Annotated in this window: 20 protein-coding genes; 5 read left to right on the forward strand and 15 right to left on the reverse strand. The window is 58.3% G+C overall.

Annotated elements, in window-relative coordinates; all coding sequences use genetic code 11:
* Positions 1–8 precede the first annotated feature (8 nt).
* The 5 genes from BR48_RS0116040 to BR48_RS0116060 are packed head-to-tail and all read right to left on the reverse strand — an operon-like array spanning position 9 to position 5,016.
* Complete coding sequence (locus BR48_RS0116040; protein ID WP_027232247.1) at positions 9–794, reverse strand: ABC transporter permease; 786 nt, start codon at positions 792–794, stop codon at positions 9–11.
* Complete coding sequence (locus BR48_RS0116045) at positions 794–1,639, reverse strand: ABC transporter permease (protein ID WP_036814660.1); 846 nt, start codon at positions 1,637–1,639, stop codon at positions 794–796. The genes BR48_RS0116040 and BR48_RS0116045 overlap by 1 nt, the downstream gene beginning before the upstream one ends.
* 24 nt (positions 1,640–1,663) lie before the next feature.
* A complete protein-coding gene (locus tag BR48_RS0116050) occupies positions 1,664–2,737 on the reverse strand; it encodes an ABC transporter substrate-binding protein (RefSeq protein ID WP_027232249.1) in 1,074 nt (357 codons plus the stop codon).
* Position 2,738: 1 nt separating this feature from the next.
* Complete coding sequence (locus tag BR48_RS0116055; protein WP_027232250.1) at positions 2,739–3,632, reverse strand: ABC transporter ATP-binding protein; 894 nt, start codon at positions 3,630–3,632, stop codon at positions 2,739–2,741.
* Positions 3,633–3,660: 28 nt separating this feature from the next.
* On the reverse strand, positions 3,661–5,016 hold the full coding sequence (locus tag BR48_RS0116060; RefSeq protein WP_027232251.1) for an LLM class flavin-dependent oxidoreductase: 1,356 nt from the start codon (positions 5,014–5,016) through the stop codon (positions 3,661–3,663).
* Positions 5,017–5,240: 224 nt separating this feature from the next.
* Here BR48_RS0116060 and BR48_RS0116065 point away from each other — a divergent pair, with 224 nt between their 5' ends.
* From BR48_RS0116065 to BR48_RS0116080, 4 genes are all read left to right on the forward strand, one after another.
* Positions 5,241–5,597: a hypothetical protein gene (locus BR48_RS0116065; protein ID WP_027232252.1), complete on the forward strand. Its 357-nt coding sequence runs from the start codon at positions 5,241–5,243 to the stop codon at positions 5,595–5,597.
* 228 nt (positions 5,598–5,825) lie between these two features.
* Positions 5,826–6,002 carry a Flp family type IVb pilin gene (locus BR48_RS25910; RefSeq protein WP_081815911.1) on the forward strand — a complete coding sequence of 59 codons (177 nt, stop codon included), beginning with the start codon at positions 5,826–5,828 and terminating at the stop codon, positions 6,000–6,002.
* Between the two features lie 352 nt (positions 6,003–6,354).
* Positions 6,355–6,531: a Flp family type IVb pilin gene (locus tag BR48_RS0116075; protein WP_027232253.1), complete on the forward strand. Its 177-nt coding sequence runs from the start codon at positions 6,355–6,357 to the stop codon at positions 6,529–6,531.
* 137 nt (positions 6,532–6,668) lie between these two features.
* Positions 6,669–7,076, forward strand: coding sequence for a DoxX family protein (locus tag BR48_RS0116080; RefSeq protein WP_027232254.1), 408 nt, complete (start codon positions 6,669–6,671; stop codon positions 7,074–7,076).
* Here the strand turns inward: BR48_RS0116080 and BR48_RS0116085 are convergent.
* From BR48_RS0116085 to BR48_RS0116125, 9 genes are all read right to left on the reverse strand, one after another.
* The gene (locus BR48_RS0116085; protein ID WP_027232255.1) at positions 7,054–7,821 is read right to left on the reverse strand and encodes an amino acid ABC transporter ATP-binding protein; all 768 of its coding nucleotides are present in this window, start codon (positions 7,819–7,821) and stop codon (positions 7,054–7,056) included. The two genes, BR48_RS0116080 and BR48_RS0116085, sit on opposite strands and share 23 nt — an antisense overlap.
* A gap of 11 nt (positions 7,822–7,832) precedes the next feature.
* Entirely contained in the window at positions 7,833–8,495 is a 663-nt protein-coding gene (locus BR48_RS0116090; protein ID WP_027232256.1) for an amino acid ABC transporter permease, read from the reverse strand.
* Between the two features lie 4 nt (positions 8,496–8,499).
* Positions 8,500–9,162: an amino acid ABC transporter permease gene (locus BR48_RS0116095; RefSeq protein ID WP_027232257.1), complete on the reverse strand. Its 663-nt coding sequence runs from the start codon at positions 9,160–9,162 to the stop codon at positions 8,500–8,502.
* A gap of 85 nt (positions 9,163–9,247) precedes the next feature.
* A complete protein-coding gene (locus BR48_RS0116100; RefSeq protein WP_027232258.1) occupies positions 9,248–10,093 on the reverse strand; it encodes a transporter substrate-binding domain-containing protein in 846 nt (281 codons plus the stop codon).
* Positions 10,094–10,326: 233 nt separating this feature from the next.
* Entirely contained in the window at positions 10,327–10,833 is a 507-nt protein-coding gene (locus tag BR48_RS0116105) for a ferritin-like domain-containing protein (RefSeq protein WP_027232259.1), read from the reverse strand.
* Between the two features lie 129 nt (positions 10,834–10,962).
* On the reverse strand, positions 10,963–11,832 hold the full coding sequence (locus BR48_RS0116110) for an SMP-30/gluconolactonase/LRE family protein (RefSeq protein ID WP_027232260.1): 870 nt from the start codon (positions 11,830–11,832) through the stop codon (positions 10,963–10,965).
* 9 nt (positions 11,833–11,841) lie between these two features.
* The gene (locus BR48_RS0116115; RefSeq protein WP_027232261.1) at positions 11,842–12,480 is read right to left on the reverse strand and encodes a 2-dehydro-3-deoxy-6-phosphogalactonate aldolase; all 639 of its coding nucleotides are present in this window, start codon (positions 12,478–12,480) and stop codon (positions 11,842–11,844) included.
* A gap of 13 nt (positions 12,481–12,493) precedes the next feature.
* A complete protein-coding gene (locus BR48_RS0116120) occupies positions 12,494–13,405 on the reverse strand; it encodes a 2-dehydro-3-deoxygalactonokinase (RefSeq protein WP_027232262.1) in 912 nt (303 codons plus the stop codon).
* Positions 13,402–14,169 (reverse strand): SDR family oxidoreductase, encoded by a 768-nt coding sequence (locus tag BR48_RS0116125; RefSeq protein WP_027232263.1) that lies wholly within the window; start codon positions 14,167–14,169, stop codon positions 13,402–13,404. The genes BR48_RS0116120 and BR48_RS0116125 overlap by 4 nt, the downstream gene beginning before the upstream one ends.
* A gap of 167 nt (positions 14,170–14,336) precedes the next feature.
* Between BR48_RS0116125 and BR48_RS0116130 the strand changes: the two genes are divergently transcribed.
* A complete protein-coding gene (locus BR48_RS0116130) occupies positions 14,337–15,137 on the forward strand; it encodes an IclR family transcriptional regulator (RefSeq protein WP_027232264.1) in 801 nt (266 codons plus the stop codon).
* A gap of 4 nt (positions 15,138–15,141) precedes the next feature.
* On the opposite strand, the gene BR48_RS0116135 is transcribed toward BR48_RS0116130, so the two are convergent.
* Positions 15,142–15,768 carry a nucleoside triphosphate hydrolase gene (locus BR48_RS0116135; RefSeq protein ID WP_155810900.1) on the reverse strand — a complete coding sequence of 209 codons (627 nt, stop codon included), beginning with the start codon at positions 15,766–15,768 and terminating at the stop codon, positions 15,142–15,144.
* Positions 15,769–15,821 lie beyond the last annotated feature (53 nt).

Consider the following 15,821-nt stretch of genomic DNA (forward strand, 5'->3'; position numbering starts at 1 on the left):
TATTGCTTTCAATGGGTGCTTACGCGCCAGCGTAAGAGATAGTTTTCGACCTTAGCGGCGAGCCGGTTGAGAATAAACCCGACAATGCCGAGAATGATCACGCCGACCATGACAAGGGCCATGTCGAAGCGTTCCCGGCCGGCAATGATCAAGCCGCCGATGCCCGGGCCAACAGCAAGAAAATACTCGGCGCCGACCGTTGCCAGCCATGAATAGATCAACCCGAGGTGCACGCCTGTTGCGATCGATGGCAGGGCCGACGGGAGGAAGATGCGCGTGATGCGTTGCGTGGGCGTAAACCGCAGGGCATCGCCCACCTCGATCAGATCCGCCGGCACATTGCGCATGCCTTCATAGGTGTTGAGCACGACGGGAATGAAGGCGGCGAGCGCGACGAAGACAATCTTGGCCTGTTCGCCGAAGCCGAACCAGATAGAAATGAGCGGGATCCACGCCAGCAGTGAAATCTGCTTCAGGCCGTTGAAGGTAGGGGTAATCAGGGCATCGGCCACGCGCGATAGGGCAAGCAGCGTTGCAAAGAGCACGCCGAGAGCAGAACCGAGGAGAAAGCCCGCAATATTCCGAAACAGGCTGAACCCAAGTTCGCCGAAGAGATTGTTGTCGATAAGTTCGCGCTTTGCAGTCAGGAAGACATCTTCGAGCGATGGAAGAAAGCGCGAATCGACGATGCCGCTGCGGCTCGAACCTTCCCACAAGATAAGGAGAAGGATCGGGAGGGTCAAACCACGGCGAATTTTCAACACCCGTTCGGAACTCACATAGCTAGCCGCCATCAGCTTTCTTCCTTCTGCTTCCAGCGCTGCACGCGGTTTTCCGCAGCGTCGAATCCCTTATCCATGAGGAACCCGACGATCCCGATTGCGATCATGGCGACGATAACGACATCGAGCCAGAACATCTGCCGGCCCCAGACGAGGAGGTACCCAAGCCCCTCGGAGGACGCGAGCAGCTCGACGCCGACAAGCGCCGTCCACGAATGGGTAAGACCATAGCGAATGCCGGTGAAGATCGAGGGTGCTGCGCCCGGAAGAACGATCAGCCGCAGCGTCTGCCAGCGGTTGAAGCGGAGTGCGTGGCCCACTTCGACAAAATTGGCTGGTACGGAGCGAATGCCAGCCGCGGTGTTCAGGGTCATCGGAACAAGAGCGCCCTTGGCAATCACGATGATCTTCAAGGTTTCGCCGATGCCGAAGATCAGCATCAGCAAGGGGATCCATCCAAGGGTCGGGATTTGGGCGAAGGCGAGGAAGAGCGGGCGCACGTAGTCGTCCACGCGTCGCGACAATCCCATTGCGACGCCAAGTGTAAGGCCCGCTGCCGCACCCAACAGAAACCCGATCACCACCCGTCGCAGGCTCACCCCGGTGTGGTAGAGGATTTCACCTGACGCGATCATCTCGACCGCGGTGGCATAGACATAGGCGGGCGACGGCAGGATCTGCTCGGGAAGCCATCCCTGGCTTGAAGCCAGCCACCATGCTGCGACCAGCGCCAGCGGCAGGATCAGCGCAACCGCGACGCGGCGAAGCCTCAAACCGCCGCGCCGCAATCGCCATGTTCTGGCCCGCCCTTGCACCGATCTCGGCACAAGGGCGGTATTATCGGACAGGAGCGTCATGTCGTCTCTTTGGTTGAGGCCAGATCAGGAGCCGAGAGGCTTGCCATTGGCGCCGTAGGACTGCCAAAAATTCTGAAGATTGAGCTTCGCCAGCGCCGCATTCAGATATTTCGGCTCGAACCAGCCATCGGTGCTCACATCACGCCGGATCAAGCCGAATTCCTTGGCTTTGACGGCTTGCTCTTCATACTGGGAAACAAGCAGGTCGTCGATCAGCGGGGAGTTGCGGTAGGCAAGCGTGTCGTTGCTGAAGTAGTCCTCGAGGATCGGCACGGGCGTTCCAGACTTGTGCCAGAGCTCGAAAAGCGCAGCCCGGTTCGGCTCGTCCGACGACCACTGCGCCGCCTTGACGAAGGCATCGACGACGCGCTGGGTGATTTCGGGATGCTTGTCGATGAAGTCCTCGCGGCCGACGATGCCGGCATTGCGGCCGAATCGCGGATCATCGCCTTTGGTTGTGTAGATCACTTTCGCATTGCCCTTCGCAGCGAGGTTGATCAGTGGCGTATCGCCAAAGGCGGCATCGATATCCTGGCTCGTCAACGCTGCGACCGTGCCGGCGCTGTCGAGATTGATGACCTGAATATCCTTTTCCGTCAGACCATTCGCCTCAAGGATCTTGATCGCTGCGAGATGGCCGTTGGTACCGCGCTGATATGCGACCTTCTTACCCTTAAGATCCGCAACTGACTTGATGTCAGAATCCTTGGCAACGGCAAGGTAAAGCGGTTTGCGCGCGCCACTCGCCAGTAGATATTTTGTTTTCAAGCCGTTGGCCCGACCGATCAATGACGGGAGATCGCCCTGATAGGCAAAATCAAGCTGGTTGTTGGCAAAGGCCTCGTTGACCGCAGGTCCCGCACCCTTGAAGAAGAACCATTCGATCTTGACGTCAGGATCGTTGGCAAACTCCTTTTCGAGGTACTCGCCGGCACGCGCCGTCGCGGCTGAAGTCCCTTCCGCATAGGGCCTGCTATCGACGCCGATCGCGGCGTAACCGATATTGATGGTCACCGGCTCGGCAACGGCCGGAACTGCCAGCAGCGAAGCAGCAAATGCGGCCAGAACCGTGCGGCGGGTGAGTTGCGATAGGCTCATTTCAGATCTCCGTCGTTGAAAGAATGGGGCGCCCCGATGGCTGCGAACGCGGCGCGTTCCGGGCAGCACTGGGTGTCTTGATTGGCGGGCGCTTCACCTGTGCGGGTTGCTTGGCGATTGTCTTCGGCTCGCCGTTCCGCGTCGTGCTGTTGAGAATGTCGAGAACATGGTTGCGGATACTGGCGAGTTGCGCCGAGGTCCGTTCGCGCGGATGTGGCAGGTCGACAGGTACGATCTCCCTGATCCGGCCGGGGCGCGGCGACATGACGACGACGCGATCGCCGAGGTAGACGGCCTCGTCGACATCATGGGTGACCAGCACCATTGTGATTTGCTCCCTCGCCCATATGTCCTGCAACTCGCCTTGCAGATGCGCCTTGGTGATCGCATCCAGCGCGCCGAATGGCTCGTCGAGGAAAAGGACGTCAGGACGGTTGACGAGCCCGCGCGCAATCCCCGCGCGCTGGGCCATGCCGCCCGAAAGCTGGTGTGGATAGGCTTTTTCGAAACCGGTAAGGCCGACAAGCGCGATCTGCTTGGCAACGAGGTCCTGCTTCTCGGCCTTGGAAAAAGCCGCGTTTTCCAGGCCCAGCGCCACATTGCGCTCTACGGTCAGCCAGGGAAACAGTCGCGGCTCCTGGAATACGATACCGCGATCGAGACTCGGACCGGTCACTGGCTTGCCCGCATGTTCGACAAGCCCGTCATGCCCGGTATCGAGACCCGCGCCGAGGCGCAGCAATGTCGACTTGCCGCAGCCACTCGCGCCGACGATGGTGACGAATTCACCGGCCTTGACGTCAAGGCTGACGCGGTCGAGCGCCGTGAGTTCGCCGCCGTTGACACGGAATTGCCGGCTGACATTACTGATCTTCAGATGGGCTGTGCTGGTCATCTTGGTCGCTCTCTTTCGCGAGTAAATGTTATTCGGCCGCGACGGCGGCATGCGCCGGATGCTGCGGCTCCCGCAGACCGAGGTGACTGCGCAGCGTCTGGCCTTCATATTCACTGCGGAAGAGACCGCGACGACGGAGTTCCGGAACGATGTGCTCGACGAAATCGGTGAGTCCGGCCGGCAAATGTGGCGGCATGACGTTGAAGCCGTCCGCCGCGCCAGTCTTGAACCAGTCCTCCATCTGATCGACGATCTGCTCGGCCGTCCCGATCACCTGCCAGTGGCCGCGCGCACCGGCAACGCGCAGATAGAGTTGGCGGATGGTCAGGTTTTCGCGTCGGGCCAGATCGATCATCAGCTTCTGACGGCTTTTACTGCCATTGGTTTCGGTAACTTCCGGGAGCGGTCCATCAAGCGGATACTTGGAAAGATCGACGTCACCTGCCATGCCGTTCAAAAGCGAGAGTCCAACTGCGGGCTGAATAAGCTCCTGAATCTGCTCGAACTTTTCCCTGGCTTCCGATTCTGTTTTCGCGACGACCGGGAAGATGCCGGGCATGATCTTGAGTTCGTCCGGCGAGCGGCCATAGCGGGCGAGCCTCCCCTTCACATCACTATAAAAGGCGCGTGCATCGTCGGCATTCTGATGTGCGGTAAAAATGACCTCTGCCGTTCGCGCCGCAAGCTCCTTGCCCGGCTCGGACGACCCGGCCTGAACAATCACCGGATGCCCTTGCGGTGCACGTGCAACGTTGAGCGGGCCACGGACCTTGAAATGCTTGCCGCGGTGATTGAGGAGGTGCTGCTTCGACGGGTCGTAATAGATGCCGCTCTCCTTGTCGCGCAGGAAGGCATCTTCTTCCCAAGTGTCCCAAAGACCGCGCACGACGTCAGCGAACTCTTCCGCCCGTTCGTAGCGCTCGGCATGGGCAACGTGATGGTCCCGGTTGAAATTGTGCGCTTCGTCCTCACTGGCGGAGGTCACAAGGTTCCAGCCGGCGCGCCCGCCGCTGATGTGGTCGAGCGAGGCAAATTTGCGGGCGATATGATAGGGCTCGTTGTAGGTCGTCGAGGCGGTTGCGACAAACCCGATCCGCGTCGTGAGTGCGGCAAGCGCCGAGAGCAAGGTGAGCGGCTCGAACTGGGCCACATAGCGGATCGCCGTCCGGCTCAAGGCCTCGGTGTCCGTGCCCCGGGTGCCGACGCCATCGGCCATGAAGATCAGGTCGAACTTTGCGGCCTCGGCAATCCGGGCAAGTTCGGCGTAATGGGCGAAGTTCGAACCCGCATCGGCCTGCGCTTCGGGATGGCGCCAGGCCGCGATGTGATGACCCGTCGGATAGAGGAATGCTCCAAGTTTGATTTGGCCGGTTCGTTTGCCCATGACTCCGCCTTTCGTCTATTGCGTGACGAAAAGCCTAGGCCGCAAATTTTAATCACGACAGAAATGGTATTCTTTAAAATCCAGTCTACGGGGTTTTATTGATTTAAGATGACTTATTCCCGGAGGTTGATTTTCGATGACAGTGGCGCCGACGTGCCCGCGGTGATTGATTGCCCGCGTCGCCGGTCCGATATCGTGCTAAGCTAATCACGCGGAGGGTTGGGATGAACCGCAACGATCACGACGAACATCTTATTGAAACGGTGTTTCGCAACGGCACGATCACTGTCGTGGGCGTCGTCCTGTCATTTTCGCTTGGGTTCCTCACCCAGTGGGCAAGCAATCCGGTACCCTGGAAAATCACGGATTTGCCAACCCTCTTTCTCATATCGATCGGCATTGCATTCCAGCTGCGTTCCCTCGCGCTCCTCTTGAAAACCGAATCCCTGAAAAAGTCCGTCTATGAACGGGCGAGTCGCTATTTCCTGATCGGCATCGTAATAACCGGCTCGGGCGTCTTCGTGGCAATCGTCATCGACTCCGTCCGTCTGGTTTCAGAACGCTACCCATGGATTTGGTAACGCGGCAAACTCGGCTAGTCTTGCTCCTCAGAGAGTCTATTTTGTTAAAACTTTAATAAAAATATAGTAAACATCGATATAAATAGGAATATTTAAAGTAATACCTCGTTTATTGCAAGGTGTGCTAAAGATTGTTCAACCACGTTCTTTAAGGGGTGTGTAAACCGCTGCGACTGAGGTTCAGGGCGTTTCAACACCACCTTATTTCGCACACACAGGGATATTGATATGAACAAGCTTTTCAAACGCTTCCTCAGGGATGAATCCGGCGCAACGGCAATCGAATACGGCCTGATCGCAGCCTTGATCTCGGTCGGCATCATCGTCGGAGTGAGGAGCCTCGGCTCCAGCCTCAGCACAACCTTAAACACACTCGGCACCACGATAGAGAAGAACGGCAAGTAACCCGGCAGGGGCTTCTGCTAGCGTTTCATGCAAATCTGCGGTCAAAAGTTAAACCGTCGATTGAGAGTATGAGGATTTGCTCACTTTCTCATCAAGTTTCGAAGTAGTTGCGCCTAGGATCCAGCTATTCCAACTCCGTATCTAAGTACGACCTCTAACGCTTTTGGCAACCGGCCATGCAACGCTCACGGCATTTTACACAAATACAACCATCTGATGTAATCCCGTGTTAATCACGACTTGGGTTAGCTATTTCTCAACCATGTTCCTTAAGTCGGCCGTAAATGGCTGCCGCCTAAGTTCGAGACGGTTCAACGAAACCGCGTCAACAAACAAACAGGGATACATGATCATGAGCAACCTCTTCGCACGCTTCCTCAAGGACGAATCTGGCGCAACGGCAATCGAATACGGCCTGATTGCAGCCCTCATCTCCGTCGGCATCATCGCTGGTGTACGCAGCCTCGGCTCCAGCCTGAGCTCGACCTTCAATACGCTCGGCACGACGATGACCGACGCTGCCAACTAATTTACTTGAGTGTCGCCTTTACCGGCGACCTCGTACTACCGGAGAGCCACCGCGAGGTGGCTCTTTCGCCTTTCCGACATATGAATAAAGCGGCGGATTTGCGTGTTCCATATTCAGTCCAATATCTGGAGGAAGAGATGGAAAGATTGCAGGCTCCGCTCGCGCTGCTGGCGCGACTGTTTCTCGCCTATATCTTCGTTGTCGAAGGCTGGAGCAAGATCTCCGCCTACTCGGCAACCGCAAGTTACATGCAGACCAACGGTGTCACGCCCGGTCTATTGCCACTTGTCATCCTGACCGAGCTTGGCGGTGGATTGCTGATCGCTGCAGGATTTATGACCCGTTATGCCGCGCTCGCGCTTGCCGGCTTCTGCCTCCTGACGGCGCTGCTCTTCCATAGCGATTTCGGCAATATCGAGCAGGTCATCAACTTCAACAAGAATATCGCCATTGCCGGTGGATTTCTCGCCCTCATGGCCTTCGGGCCGGGCGCCTGGTCGATCGACGCAATGAAGCGCGGCGTTATCCAAAACTCGATGTCTTGAGAAACTCGGCAAGGCGTTCCGTTTGCGGCTTGTGGAACATTTCGCGCGGATTGCCTTCCTCGCCGATGAGACCCTGGTTCATGAAGATGACGCGGTTGGAAACCTCATAGGCAAAGCGCATTTCGTGGGTGACGAGCAGCATGCTCATGCCGTCCTGCGCCAGCGCCTTGATCACCTGCAGCACCTCGTTGACGAGTTCGGGGTCAAGCGCGGATGTCACTTCATCGAAGAGCATCAGCCTGGGGTTCATGGCGATGGCGCGGGCGATCGCGACACGCTGCTGTTGCCCGCCTGACAGCTGACCCGGGAAATGGTCGGCACGTGATCGCAAGCCGACACGATCGAGCCATTTTTCGGCTATGGATCGCGCTTCGTCCTTGCCAAGCTTCTTCACCTTCATCAGCCCCAGCATGACGTTGCGGGCGGCGGTCATGTGCGGAAAGAGATTGAATTGTTGGAAGGCCATCCCGGTCAGGGCGCGTTGGCGGGCAATTTCCTTCTCCTTCTTGCGATGGCGCTGGCCACCAGCTGTTACATATCCGATCTCTTCGCCATCGATGCTGATCGAGCCGCCCTGGAACTCTTCCAGCATGTTGATGCAGCGGAGCATCGTGGTCTTGCCCGAACCGCTCGAACCGATAATGCTGATGACATCTCCCTGCGCCATGGTGCAGTCGACGCCCTTCAGCACTTCCACGTCGCCGTAGCTTTTGTGCAGGTTGCGGATTTCAAGAAGGTTGGACATCGGAGAATGCCTTACGATGGGACGGCGGTCTTGCGCTCGACATAACGGCCGAAGCGCTCGATGGCGTAGTTGATGACGAAATAGAGGAAACCGGCGAAGAAATAGAACTCAAGGCTCATGAATGAGCGCGAGATCAATTCCTGTGTGCGCAGCAATAGTTCGGCAACGCCGATGATCGAAAGGAGCGTCGACGCCTTGACCATCTCCGCCGCGGTGTTCACCCAGGCCGGCAGGACCTGGCGCAATGCCTGAGGGCCGAGAACATAGGCGAAGGTTTGCGGGAAGGTGAGACCAATGGCCTTGGCCGCCTCGGTCTGTCCCTTGGGGATCGATTGCAGGGCGCCCCGGACGATTTCGCCGACATGCGAGCTGCAGAATACCGCAAGGGCAAGAACGCCCGCCTGAAACGGGCCAAGATCAAGCCCGATCGTGCCAAGCACGTAATAGCTCGCAAGGACAAGGACGAGGACCGGCGTGCCCCTGATGAAATCCGTGTAGCCGCGAACGATCCAGCGCAGCGGGCGCACACCGTAGGTCAGGGCGAGCCCGACGAATACGCCGAGCGCGGTGCCGAAGCAGATGGCGAGGAGCGATATCGATATTGTGACGCCAAGCCCCTTGAGGATCGGGAAGCGCGCGAGCCAGAGAACATCGAGGAAGTGGGCTAAATCCATCGGCTCACCTCGGCAAGGACAAGCGGCGTTCGACGCTGCGCATCAGCGCCGCGAGGATCGAGCAGGTGAACACATAGAGGCAACTGGCGACGATCCAGGTCTCGATGACACGGAAGCTTTCGACATTGATCTTGCGCGCTTCGAAGGTCAGTTCCGGAATCGCGATCGCGGCGGCGAGCGAGGTATCCTTGAACAGCGAAATTATCGTGCTGCTTAAGGAGGGCAGGATGTTGCGGAACATCAGTGGCGCAATGATCGACGTTCGAATCTGCATTTCCGTAAGGCCGATGGCGAGGCCCGCTTCACGAAGTCCCGGCGGTATCGACAGAAGTCCGGCGCGAAACACTTCCGCAAGATAGGCGCCGGAATAGAGCGCGAGGGTGAAGACGAAGCTCTCTATCTTTCCGAGCCGCAAACCGAGCTGCGGCAAGGCAAAATAGCTGAAGAGCACGAGCACCAGGATCGGGGTGTTGCGGATGATCGTTACGTAAATTCCGGCCGGCCGCTTGATCAAGCCGTTTTTCGAGATCAGTCCGAACGCGGTGATCAGGCCGATGATAGCGCCGATGAGGATTGCACCGAATGCAAGTGCGAGGCTGAGGGCCAGGCCTTGAAGGAGCAGGTCGAAGCTGCGCCAGACGGCAGCGAAATTCAGCGTATATCCCATTGCGTTCCCACCCGATGGAACCGGACCGATGCGCAGCACTCACGCAACGGCACCGGAGAGACCCGGAGCCGTTGCGCGATGCCGGTTACTTGTATTCGACCGGGAAGCCGATCTGCGGCGGGGTAAGGTCCTTGCCGAACCAGGTCTTGAAGGACTTGGCGTAGAAGTCGAACTCGACGCCGGTCATGGCTTCATGCAGGGCCGTATTGACGAAGTTCAACCAATCCTGATCGCCGCGCTTCACACCGCAGGCATAGGTCTGCGGGTTCCAGCCATAGCCACCGTCCTTGTAGCGACCGGGATTCTGCGTCATGTACCAGGCAAGCGACGACTGGTCGGTTGCGGCAGCGTCGGCACGTCCGGATTCGAGCGCCTGATAGATGAGATCGACCGATTCATATTGGTCGACCTTGGCTTCGGGGAGCGCCGCGTGGACCATGCTTTCGGCATAGACGTTCTGCAGAACCGAAATCGTCACGCCGGAGCCGCCCGCCTTGAGCGCGGCGTAGTCGGCATATTTGCCGTCGGCCTTCAGCATGAGGCCGACGCCTTCGCGATAATAGGGGATTGTAAATGCGATCTGCTGCGCCCGCTCGCCGGTCACCGTCATGAACTGGCAGGTGATATCCACCTTATCCGTGGTAATGTTGGGAATGCGCGCATCGGAAGACTGGTTGACGAATTCGATCTTGTCCGGGTCGTTGAACAGGGCCTTGGCGATGATGTGGCCCATATCGATATCGAAGCCCTGCAACTTGTCGTCGGCACTCTTGAAATGCCAGGGCGCATTGGTGCTGCCGGTTCCCAGGACCAGATGGCCGCGCGCCAACACTTCGTCGAGCTTGCTTTTGGTTTCTTGAGCGAATGCGCCAATCGAAGGCAGCGCAACGAGAGTGGCTGCAAGGGCCGCAATGTAAAGTCGTTTGGACATTTTGTTCCCCTATTCGTCAAAGCGAATCTTGTGTCGTTATCCATTATAGTGGAATATAATACCTAATAATGGATGACATATAAAATTACAGCGGCTTGAACTTGTCAAGCGGCATTTACCGCTGCTCTCTGGGCGCTTTGGGGTGCTTGAAATGGGCGCTCGCGCAGCCCAAAAGAAAAGCTCGCATCGGCGGATGCGAGCTTGGATTCTTTACGTTGATTGCGAATTTCGCCTTATGCTGCGGCAGCAGCGTTGACGTGACCCTCAGCAATCTTGGTCAAGGCCTTATCGGCATTCATCTCTTCGTTGAGATTCTGCTGGAGAAGCGAAGCGCAATCTTCGCGTCCGAGCTGTTTTGCCCACGCGATCAACGTACCGTAGCGCGTGATTTCGTAGTGTTCGACGGCCTGACCGGCGGCGATCAGCGCGGCATCGAGAACCTGATCGTCGTCGACTTCGCCGCTGACCTCGTCGGCCTCTTCGAGAATACCGTCGATTGCCGGGCAGTTCACGCCGCTGACCTCGACTCCATGCAGCTTGAAGACCTGCTCAAGCCTGTCGATCTGGGTCTCGGTTTCCTGCAGGTGTTTTTCAAACCCCATCTTCAGTTCCTGGTCCGATGCCTTGTCGATCATTTCAGGCAGGGCTTTTACGATCTGGTTCTCGGCATAATAAATGTCGCGCAGTGTATGAACGAAAAGATCGTCCATCGTTTTGATGTCTTTCGAAAAGAAACCCATGTCATTCTCCCTTGTTGGACATGCATCGACATTCGGCGCCCAAAAGGCGTCGGCATGCAGTCAGTGTGTTTCGATTGCCCAGAGGAAACGGGAGGTATTGCTTATTGTTCCGAGATAATTTTCAGGTTTTTAAATTCTCACTTGCGGGTCCAGCCTGCCCTTCCCTGCGATCTCGATGCGGAAGGTTTTGCCGGCATCGGGATACGCCAAGCGTGAAGCCTCATCCATCGCGGCATAGGCACTGGTCACGATCAGGCTCGCGCTATCCGTGCCGATGAATGCGGGACAGGTCGGCTGCGGAATGGGCAGTTCAATCGTTCGGATGCGATTTCCCGATGGAGCAAAGACATCGATACGGGAGCCGCCCCAGGAGGCATTCCAAAGGTTGCCGTCAGCATCAACCACCGAACCGTCAAAGCCCCCGCTCCCGGTATTCTTGAGGAACTCGTTGGGCTCGCCGTTCGGCAGTCCCGTCTCAGGATCCGTATTCACCCGCCAGACGATATTAAGCGCCAAATCCGCGAAATAGGCAGCACGCCCATCAGGTGCGAAACAGATCGAATTGGCGATCGAAATATTGCCGTACAGTTTGCGCAGCTCGCCCTCGCGATACCAATAAATGGCGCCCGCGCCCGGCTCGGCCTTCTTGCCCATGGTGCTGACCCAGAACGCGCCGGCCGGATGGACTCGCGCATCATTGGACCGCGTTGCGGGATTATCGGCTTCGATCGGCTGGTGCATCATCGTGTGCCCTGTCGAGCGATCGCGAACGAAGAGCCCGGTCTCCGCCAGGACAAGTTGGCGCTCTTTGTCGACGACTGCAAGCGCGCTCGCCATCTGGCCGAGGCTATGCATGCGCGCTTCGCCGCCGGCGAGCGGCTTTTCAAAGAGCCGACCGGCAAGAATGTCAAACCACCACACCGTATTGGTCAGTGGATCAAATCCCGGCCCTTCTCCAAGTTCGCAGGGTTCGTCATGAAATATGCTGATCTTCGTCATCGATGGCCCTTAGGCGGCGAACACGCGGTCATAGGCCGCCACAGTAACCCTTGCGCGTTCGCCGACAAGGGCGGCCGATGCGCCCACCTTGTAAAGGCTCGATCCAAGGCCGAACGTTCGCACCCCGACCTTCGAATAAGCAGCAAAGCCATTTTCGTCGACACCGCCAACGGCGCCGATGACCGTTCCCCTGGGCAAGATCGCGCTGATGGCCTTGATACCGTCAGGCCCGAGGACGCTTGCAGGAAAGAATTTCAAGCCGGATGCACCAGCGCTCAAGGCCGCCAGGGCTTCGGTGGGCGTGAAAACGCCAGGCATGGTCACCATGCCTGCCGCGACCGCCGCTCTCAATACGGCCAAATCGACATTCGGGCTGATCATCAGACGTCCACCCGCTTCCGCCAGACGCGCGACATCCGCGGCGTCAAGCACCGTTCCGGCACCAACCAGAACGGAGGACTGCAATTTCGTCGCCAGCAACTCGATCGACCGGAACGGATCAGGTGAATTCAGTGGGACTTCGATCGCTTCAATGCCGGCTCTCACCAGTTCCTCACCAATGCCCAGAACTTCATCCGGCTTCACGCCGCGCAAAATGGCGATGAGATCGCGTTGCAGCTTGGGCCATGGGGTGGATGCGCTTGTCATTGCTTAGTCCTTATCAACGGGGCCAGACGGCCGAGGCGGCGACAAACAGGCCCTTGCGCACGGCTTCATCGGCGTCGACCGCACCGAATTCGATGCCCGCGAGCGAAATTGCCTTGCCGTAGAGCGTAGCCATGCTGCCGGAAGCAACGAGCGCCACCCTGCCCTGATGCTTCGATCTTGCGCCGGCGATTTCCGCGCCGATAAGCAGACCAGAAAGTCGTGAGGCCGCTCCCTCAGGCGAGAGGTTCTCGAGCAACATCGCCGCGCGGATGGGAAAGAGTTCGCCGAGCATCGCTTCTCCAGACAGCATCAATTCCACTGCCGCGGTAAATTGCGGATGATCGGCAGAGGCAGAACTCACAGCGCCTTGCACGGAGTGCCGCAGAATCGACTGCGAGGCGAGGAGCGCATAGAGTTCGCCCGTCAAATAGGTTGAAAACGTCTTTGCCCTGCCGCTCTGGAGTTCGACCCATTTCGAGTGGGTACCGGGCATGGCGACGACACCGTCCGTGATGTTTCGAGCCAGCATGGCGCCAAGGAGTTGGGTTTCCTCGCCCCGCATGACGTTGGGAAAGCGCCCGGATTGCGACAGACCCGGGATGATCCGCACATCACGGTCGATCCCTGTAATTTTCACGGCACCAGAAAGAATCGCATTGAGATCCGCCGGGACGGCAACGTAGTTGGCCTCGACCCAACCCTGGCGTGAGCCCGCCATGCCGCAGACGATAACCGGCAACTGCTCGGGCGCACCAAGCTCTGCTAGGTGAGCTTCGAGTGTCGTGCCGAATCCGCGTTCCCGCGACGCATCGAGCCCATCATCCGAACGCTTCTCGGCAATGATGTTCCCCGTGCCATCCACAAGCCAGAGGCGAAACCGGCTCGTTCCCCAATCGGCGAGGCCATAGGCGGGTGCAGACGTCACAGGCAGCCTCCATCGACGATCAGCGTCTGTGCTGTAAGCATGCGTGATGCGTCCGAGGCCAGGAAGAGGCAAGGTCCCACCATGTCGCCGGGCAGCAATTCCTCCGGGATGGCCTGCCTTTTCATATACGCTTCCAGCCCTTCTTCCGTGACCCAATGCGTGCGTTGCCGTTCCGTCATCACCCAGCCGGGCGCGATGGCATTGACACGGATCTTCTCGGGTCCGAGCCGACCCGCCAATCCCTTTGTCAGGCCTATGATTCCAGCCTTGGCAGCGGTGTAGGCTGGCAGGTTGCCTTGGTTGATCATAAAGGAGATCGACGTGAAATTAATGATCGATCCGCCACCTGCCGCCCGCATGCCGGGCACGACCGCCTGGGCGGTAAAGAAGTGCGGGCGAAGATTTATCGCCTGGTTCCCGTCCCAGTAATTCTCTGTCACATCGTCAATGTCATGCCGGTCATCCCAGGCGGCATTGTTGACGAGAACGGTAACGGGTCCGTTCTTCGAAATTGCCGTGGCAGCAGCGTTGCGCAGGGCCTCGATGTCGGTGAGATCTGCCTTCAAATAAAACGGGCGGTTGCCGTATTTCTTGTCGAGCGCGTTGGCCAGGTCCTCGGAAGCAGCCTCGGCAATGTCAATGAAAGCGACGCGTGCACCTTGCGCGACGAAACCCTCCGTTAGGGCAGCGCCGATGCCGGACCCGCCACCCGTTATGAGCACGGAGCGGTTCTTCAGGTCGGGGAAAACGGCAGAAGGCATCATGGCTCGAACTCACAGCATAAGTTCCATTATTTGGAACAGTGTTTGACTATATCGAATTGATCTCCTAGGCTCCCGGAAGTCAAGATGTGACCCTGAATTCCGCACCCGGACAACTCACATTTGTGTAGTGAGCCCCGATTCAAGGTGAAGGTGCATGGAGAGCGCGAGTGAGCAAGAGCCGAACGACTGCTAGCGCCAGAGATACGGGCACACTCGGCAAGGCGGTCAGCGTGCTCGATATCATCGCCAACGCGAGCGAGCCGCTGCGATTTACCGATGTTCTGCGTCTTACCCGTCAACCGCGCGGCACGCTTCACCGGCAGATTTCAAACCTCATTGAAGAGGGCCTGCTCACGGTCAATCGCGATCAGTCCTACGGCCTTGGCCTTCGGCTGCTGCAGTTTGCATCACGGGCATGGGCGAGCAACGAATTGCGCGCCATCGCCGAACCGCATATCCGCAAACTGCACGAGGCGACGGGCGAAACCGTGCATCTCGGTGTTTTGCAGGGCACCGAGGTCGTCTACCTCGACAAGATCGAAAGCCGGCAAAATATCCGCCTCGTCTCGCGCATCGGCAATACGGCGCCAGCCTGGTGTACCGGTGTCGGCAAGGCCGCACTGTCGGCGATGGCCGATGAAGATTTGCACGACCGTATCGGCAAAATAAACTTTATCCGCTTTACACCGCATACGATTACCGATGCACCGAGCCTGCTGAACGAGATTTCCACGATCCGCAGGGCGGGCAACGCCTATGATCGAGAGGAACATGAACTCGGGATTTGCTGCGTGGCCGCACCCGTCTCGTCGACTGACAAAAAGCTCATCGCTGGCGTATCGGTGACGGGGCCCGCATACCGTATCACGCCGGAAATCCTCTCCTCCTGGGCCGGAATCACCCGAGCAGCGGCGGCAGCAATCATGCATGACATGGCGATCCAGTTCTCGCCGCGCCGTTCAGCCTGAGCGACTAGTTGCGGATGGTAAAATCCGCCTCGCGCGACTCTTCGAGAACGAGTTCGGCATTGGGCATGTCGTTGGAAAGTGCCCGTTGCTGGGCCGAGCCGACATTGTGGCCGAGACCCAGCCAGCGCTGGACGAGACGGTTTTCGAGTTCGAGGCGATCGACCTCGAGAAAGACGGTAACGTCGAAGAGCGGCGCGAGCCGGTCCCATGGAGCCTGATCCAGAAGAAGGTAGTTGCCCTCGACGAGCAGGATGCGCTGCCCGGCACGCACGATATCGGCACCGGCCCGCGCCAGATCGAGCTTGCGGTCGAATAGCGGGATGACCACATCATCGCCGATATGCCGCAGGCGGTTCAGCAGCGCCTCAAAGCCGGCACAGTCGAAGGTCGGCGGCGAACCCTTGCGCTTGCGCAGGTTCATGGCGTCGAGAATGGCGTTGTCGAGGTGAAATCCGTCCATCGGCACGACGATTGCCGCACCGGGTTCGCGAGCATTGATGGCTTCGCAAAGCGCTGCCGAAGCAGTCGATTTACCGGCGCCGGGCGCGCCCGCAATCGCGACGATCAGACGGTGGGTCCTAGCCGCCCGGGCAAGAAGTTCGGGAACGAGATCTTCGACGGTGATCATCATGGGGCGATACTCTGCGATGTTCTACGCTACCGCTTCTACCGTTCCCAACGATG

The organism is Phyllobacterium sp. UNC302MFCol5.2 (assembly GCF_000686005.1).
GTDB lineage: Bacteria > Pseudomonadota > Alphaproteobacteria > Rhizobiales > Rhizobiaceae > Phyllobacterium > Phyllobacterium pellucidum.

Bases quoted from the DNA above. Each gene is read 5' to 3' on its own strand.
- BR48_RS0116040 (WP_027232247.1), bottom strand. From the start codon at position 794: ATGGCGGCTAGCTATGTGAGTTCCGAACGGGTGTTGAAAATTCGCCGT.
- BR48_RS0116125 (WP_027232263.1), bottom strand. From the start codon at position 14,169: ATGATGCCTTCTGCCGTTTTCCCCGACCTGAAGAACCGCTCCGTGCTC.
- BR48_RS25910 (WP_081815911.1), top strand. From the start codon at position 5,826: ATGAACAAGCTTTTCAAACGCTTCCTCAGGGATGAATCCGGCGCAACG.
- BR48_RS0116090 (WP_027232256.1), bottom strand. From the start codon at position 8,495: ATGGATTTAGCCCACTTCCTCGATGTTCTCTGGCTCGCGCGCTTCCCG.
- BR48_RS0116100 (WP_027232258.1), bottom strand. From the start codon at position 10,093: ATGTCCAAACGACTTTACATTGCGGCCCTTGCAGCCACTCTCGTTGCG.
- BR48_RS0116060 (WP_027232251.1), bottom strand. From the start codon at position 5,016: ATGGGCAAACGAACCGGCCAAATCAAACTTGGAGCATTCCTCTATCCG.
- BR48_RS0116075 (WP_027232253.1), top strand. From the start codon at position 6,355: ATGAGCAACCTCTTCGCACGCTTCCTCAAGGACGAATCTGGCGCAACG.
- BR48_RS0116135 (WP_155810900.1), bottom strand. From the start codon at position 15,768: ATGATGATCACCGTCGAAGATCTCGTTCCCGAACTTCTTGCCCGGGCG.
- BR48_RS0116050 (WP_027232249.1), bottom strand. From the start codon at position 2,737: ATGAGCCTATCGCAACTCACCCGCCGCACGGTTCTGGCCGCATTTGCT.
- BR48_RS0116115 (WP_027232261.1), bottom strand. From the start codon at position 12,480: ATGACAAGCGCATCCACCCCATGGCCCAAGCTGCAACGCGATCTCATC.
- BR48_RS0116085 (WP_027232255.1), bottom strand. From the start codon at position 7,821: ATGTCCAACCTTCTTGAAATCCGCAACCTGCACAAAAGCTACGGCGAC.
- BR48_RS0116105 (WP_027232259.1), bottom strand. From the start codon at position 10,833: ATGGGTTTCTTTTCGAAAGACATCAAAACGATGGACGATCTTTTCGTT.
- BR48_RS0116065 (WP_027232252.1), top strand. From the start codon at position 5,241: ATGAACCGCAACGATCACGACGAACATCTTATTGAAACGGTGTTTCGC.
- BR48_RS0116055 (WP_027232250.1), bottom strand. From the start codon at position 3,632: ATGACCAGCACAGCCCATCTGAAGATCAGTAATGTCAGCCGGCAATTC.
- BR48_RS0116110 (WP_027232260.1), bottom strand. From the start codon at position 11,832: ATGACGAAGATCAGCATATTTCATGACGAACCCTGCGAACTTGGAGAA.
- BR48_RS0116045 (WP_036814660.1), bottom strand. From the start codon at position 1,639: ATGACGCTCCTGTCCGATAATACCGCCCTTGTGCCGAGATCGGTGCAA.
- BR48_RS0116080 (WP_027232254.1), top strand. From the start codon at position 6,669: ATGGAAAGATTGCAGGCTCCGCTCGCGCTGCTGGCGCGACTGTTTCTC.
- BR48_RS0116095 (WP_027232257.1), bottom strand. From the start codon at position 9,162: ATGGGATATACGCTGAATTTCGCTGCCGTCTGGCGCAGCTTCGACCTG.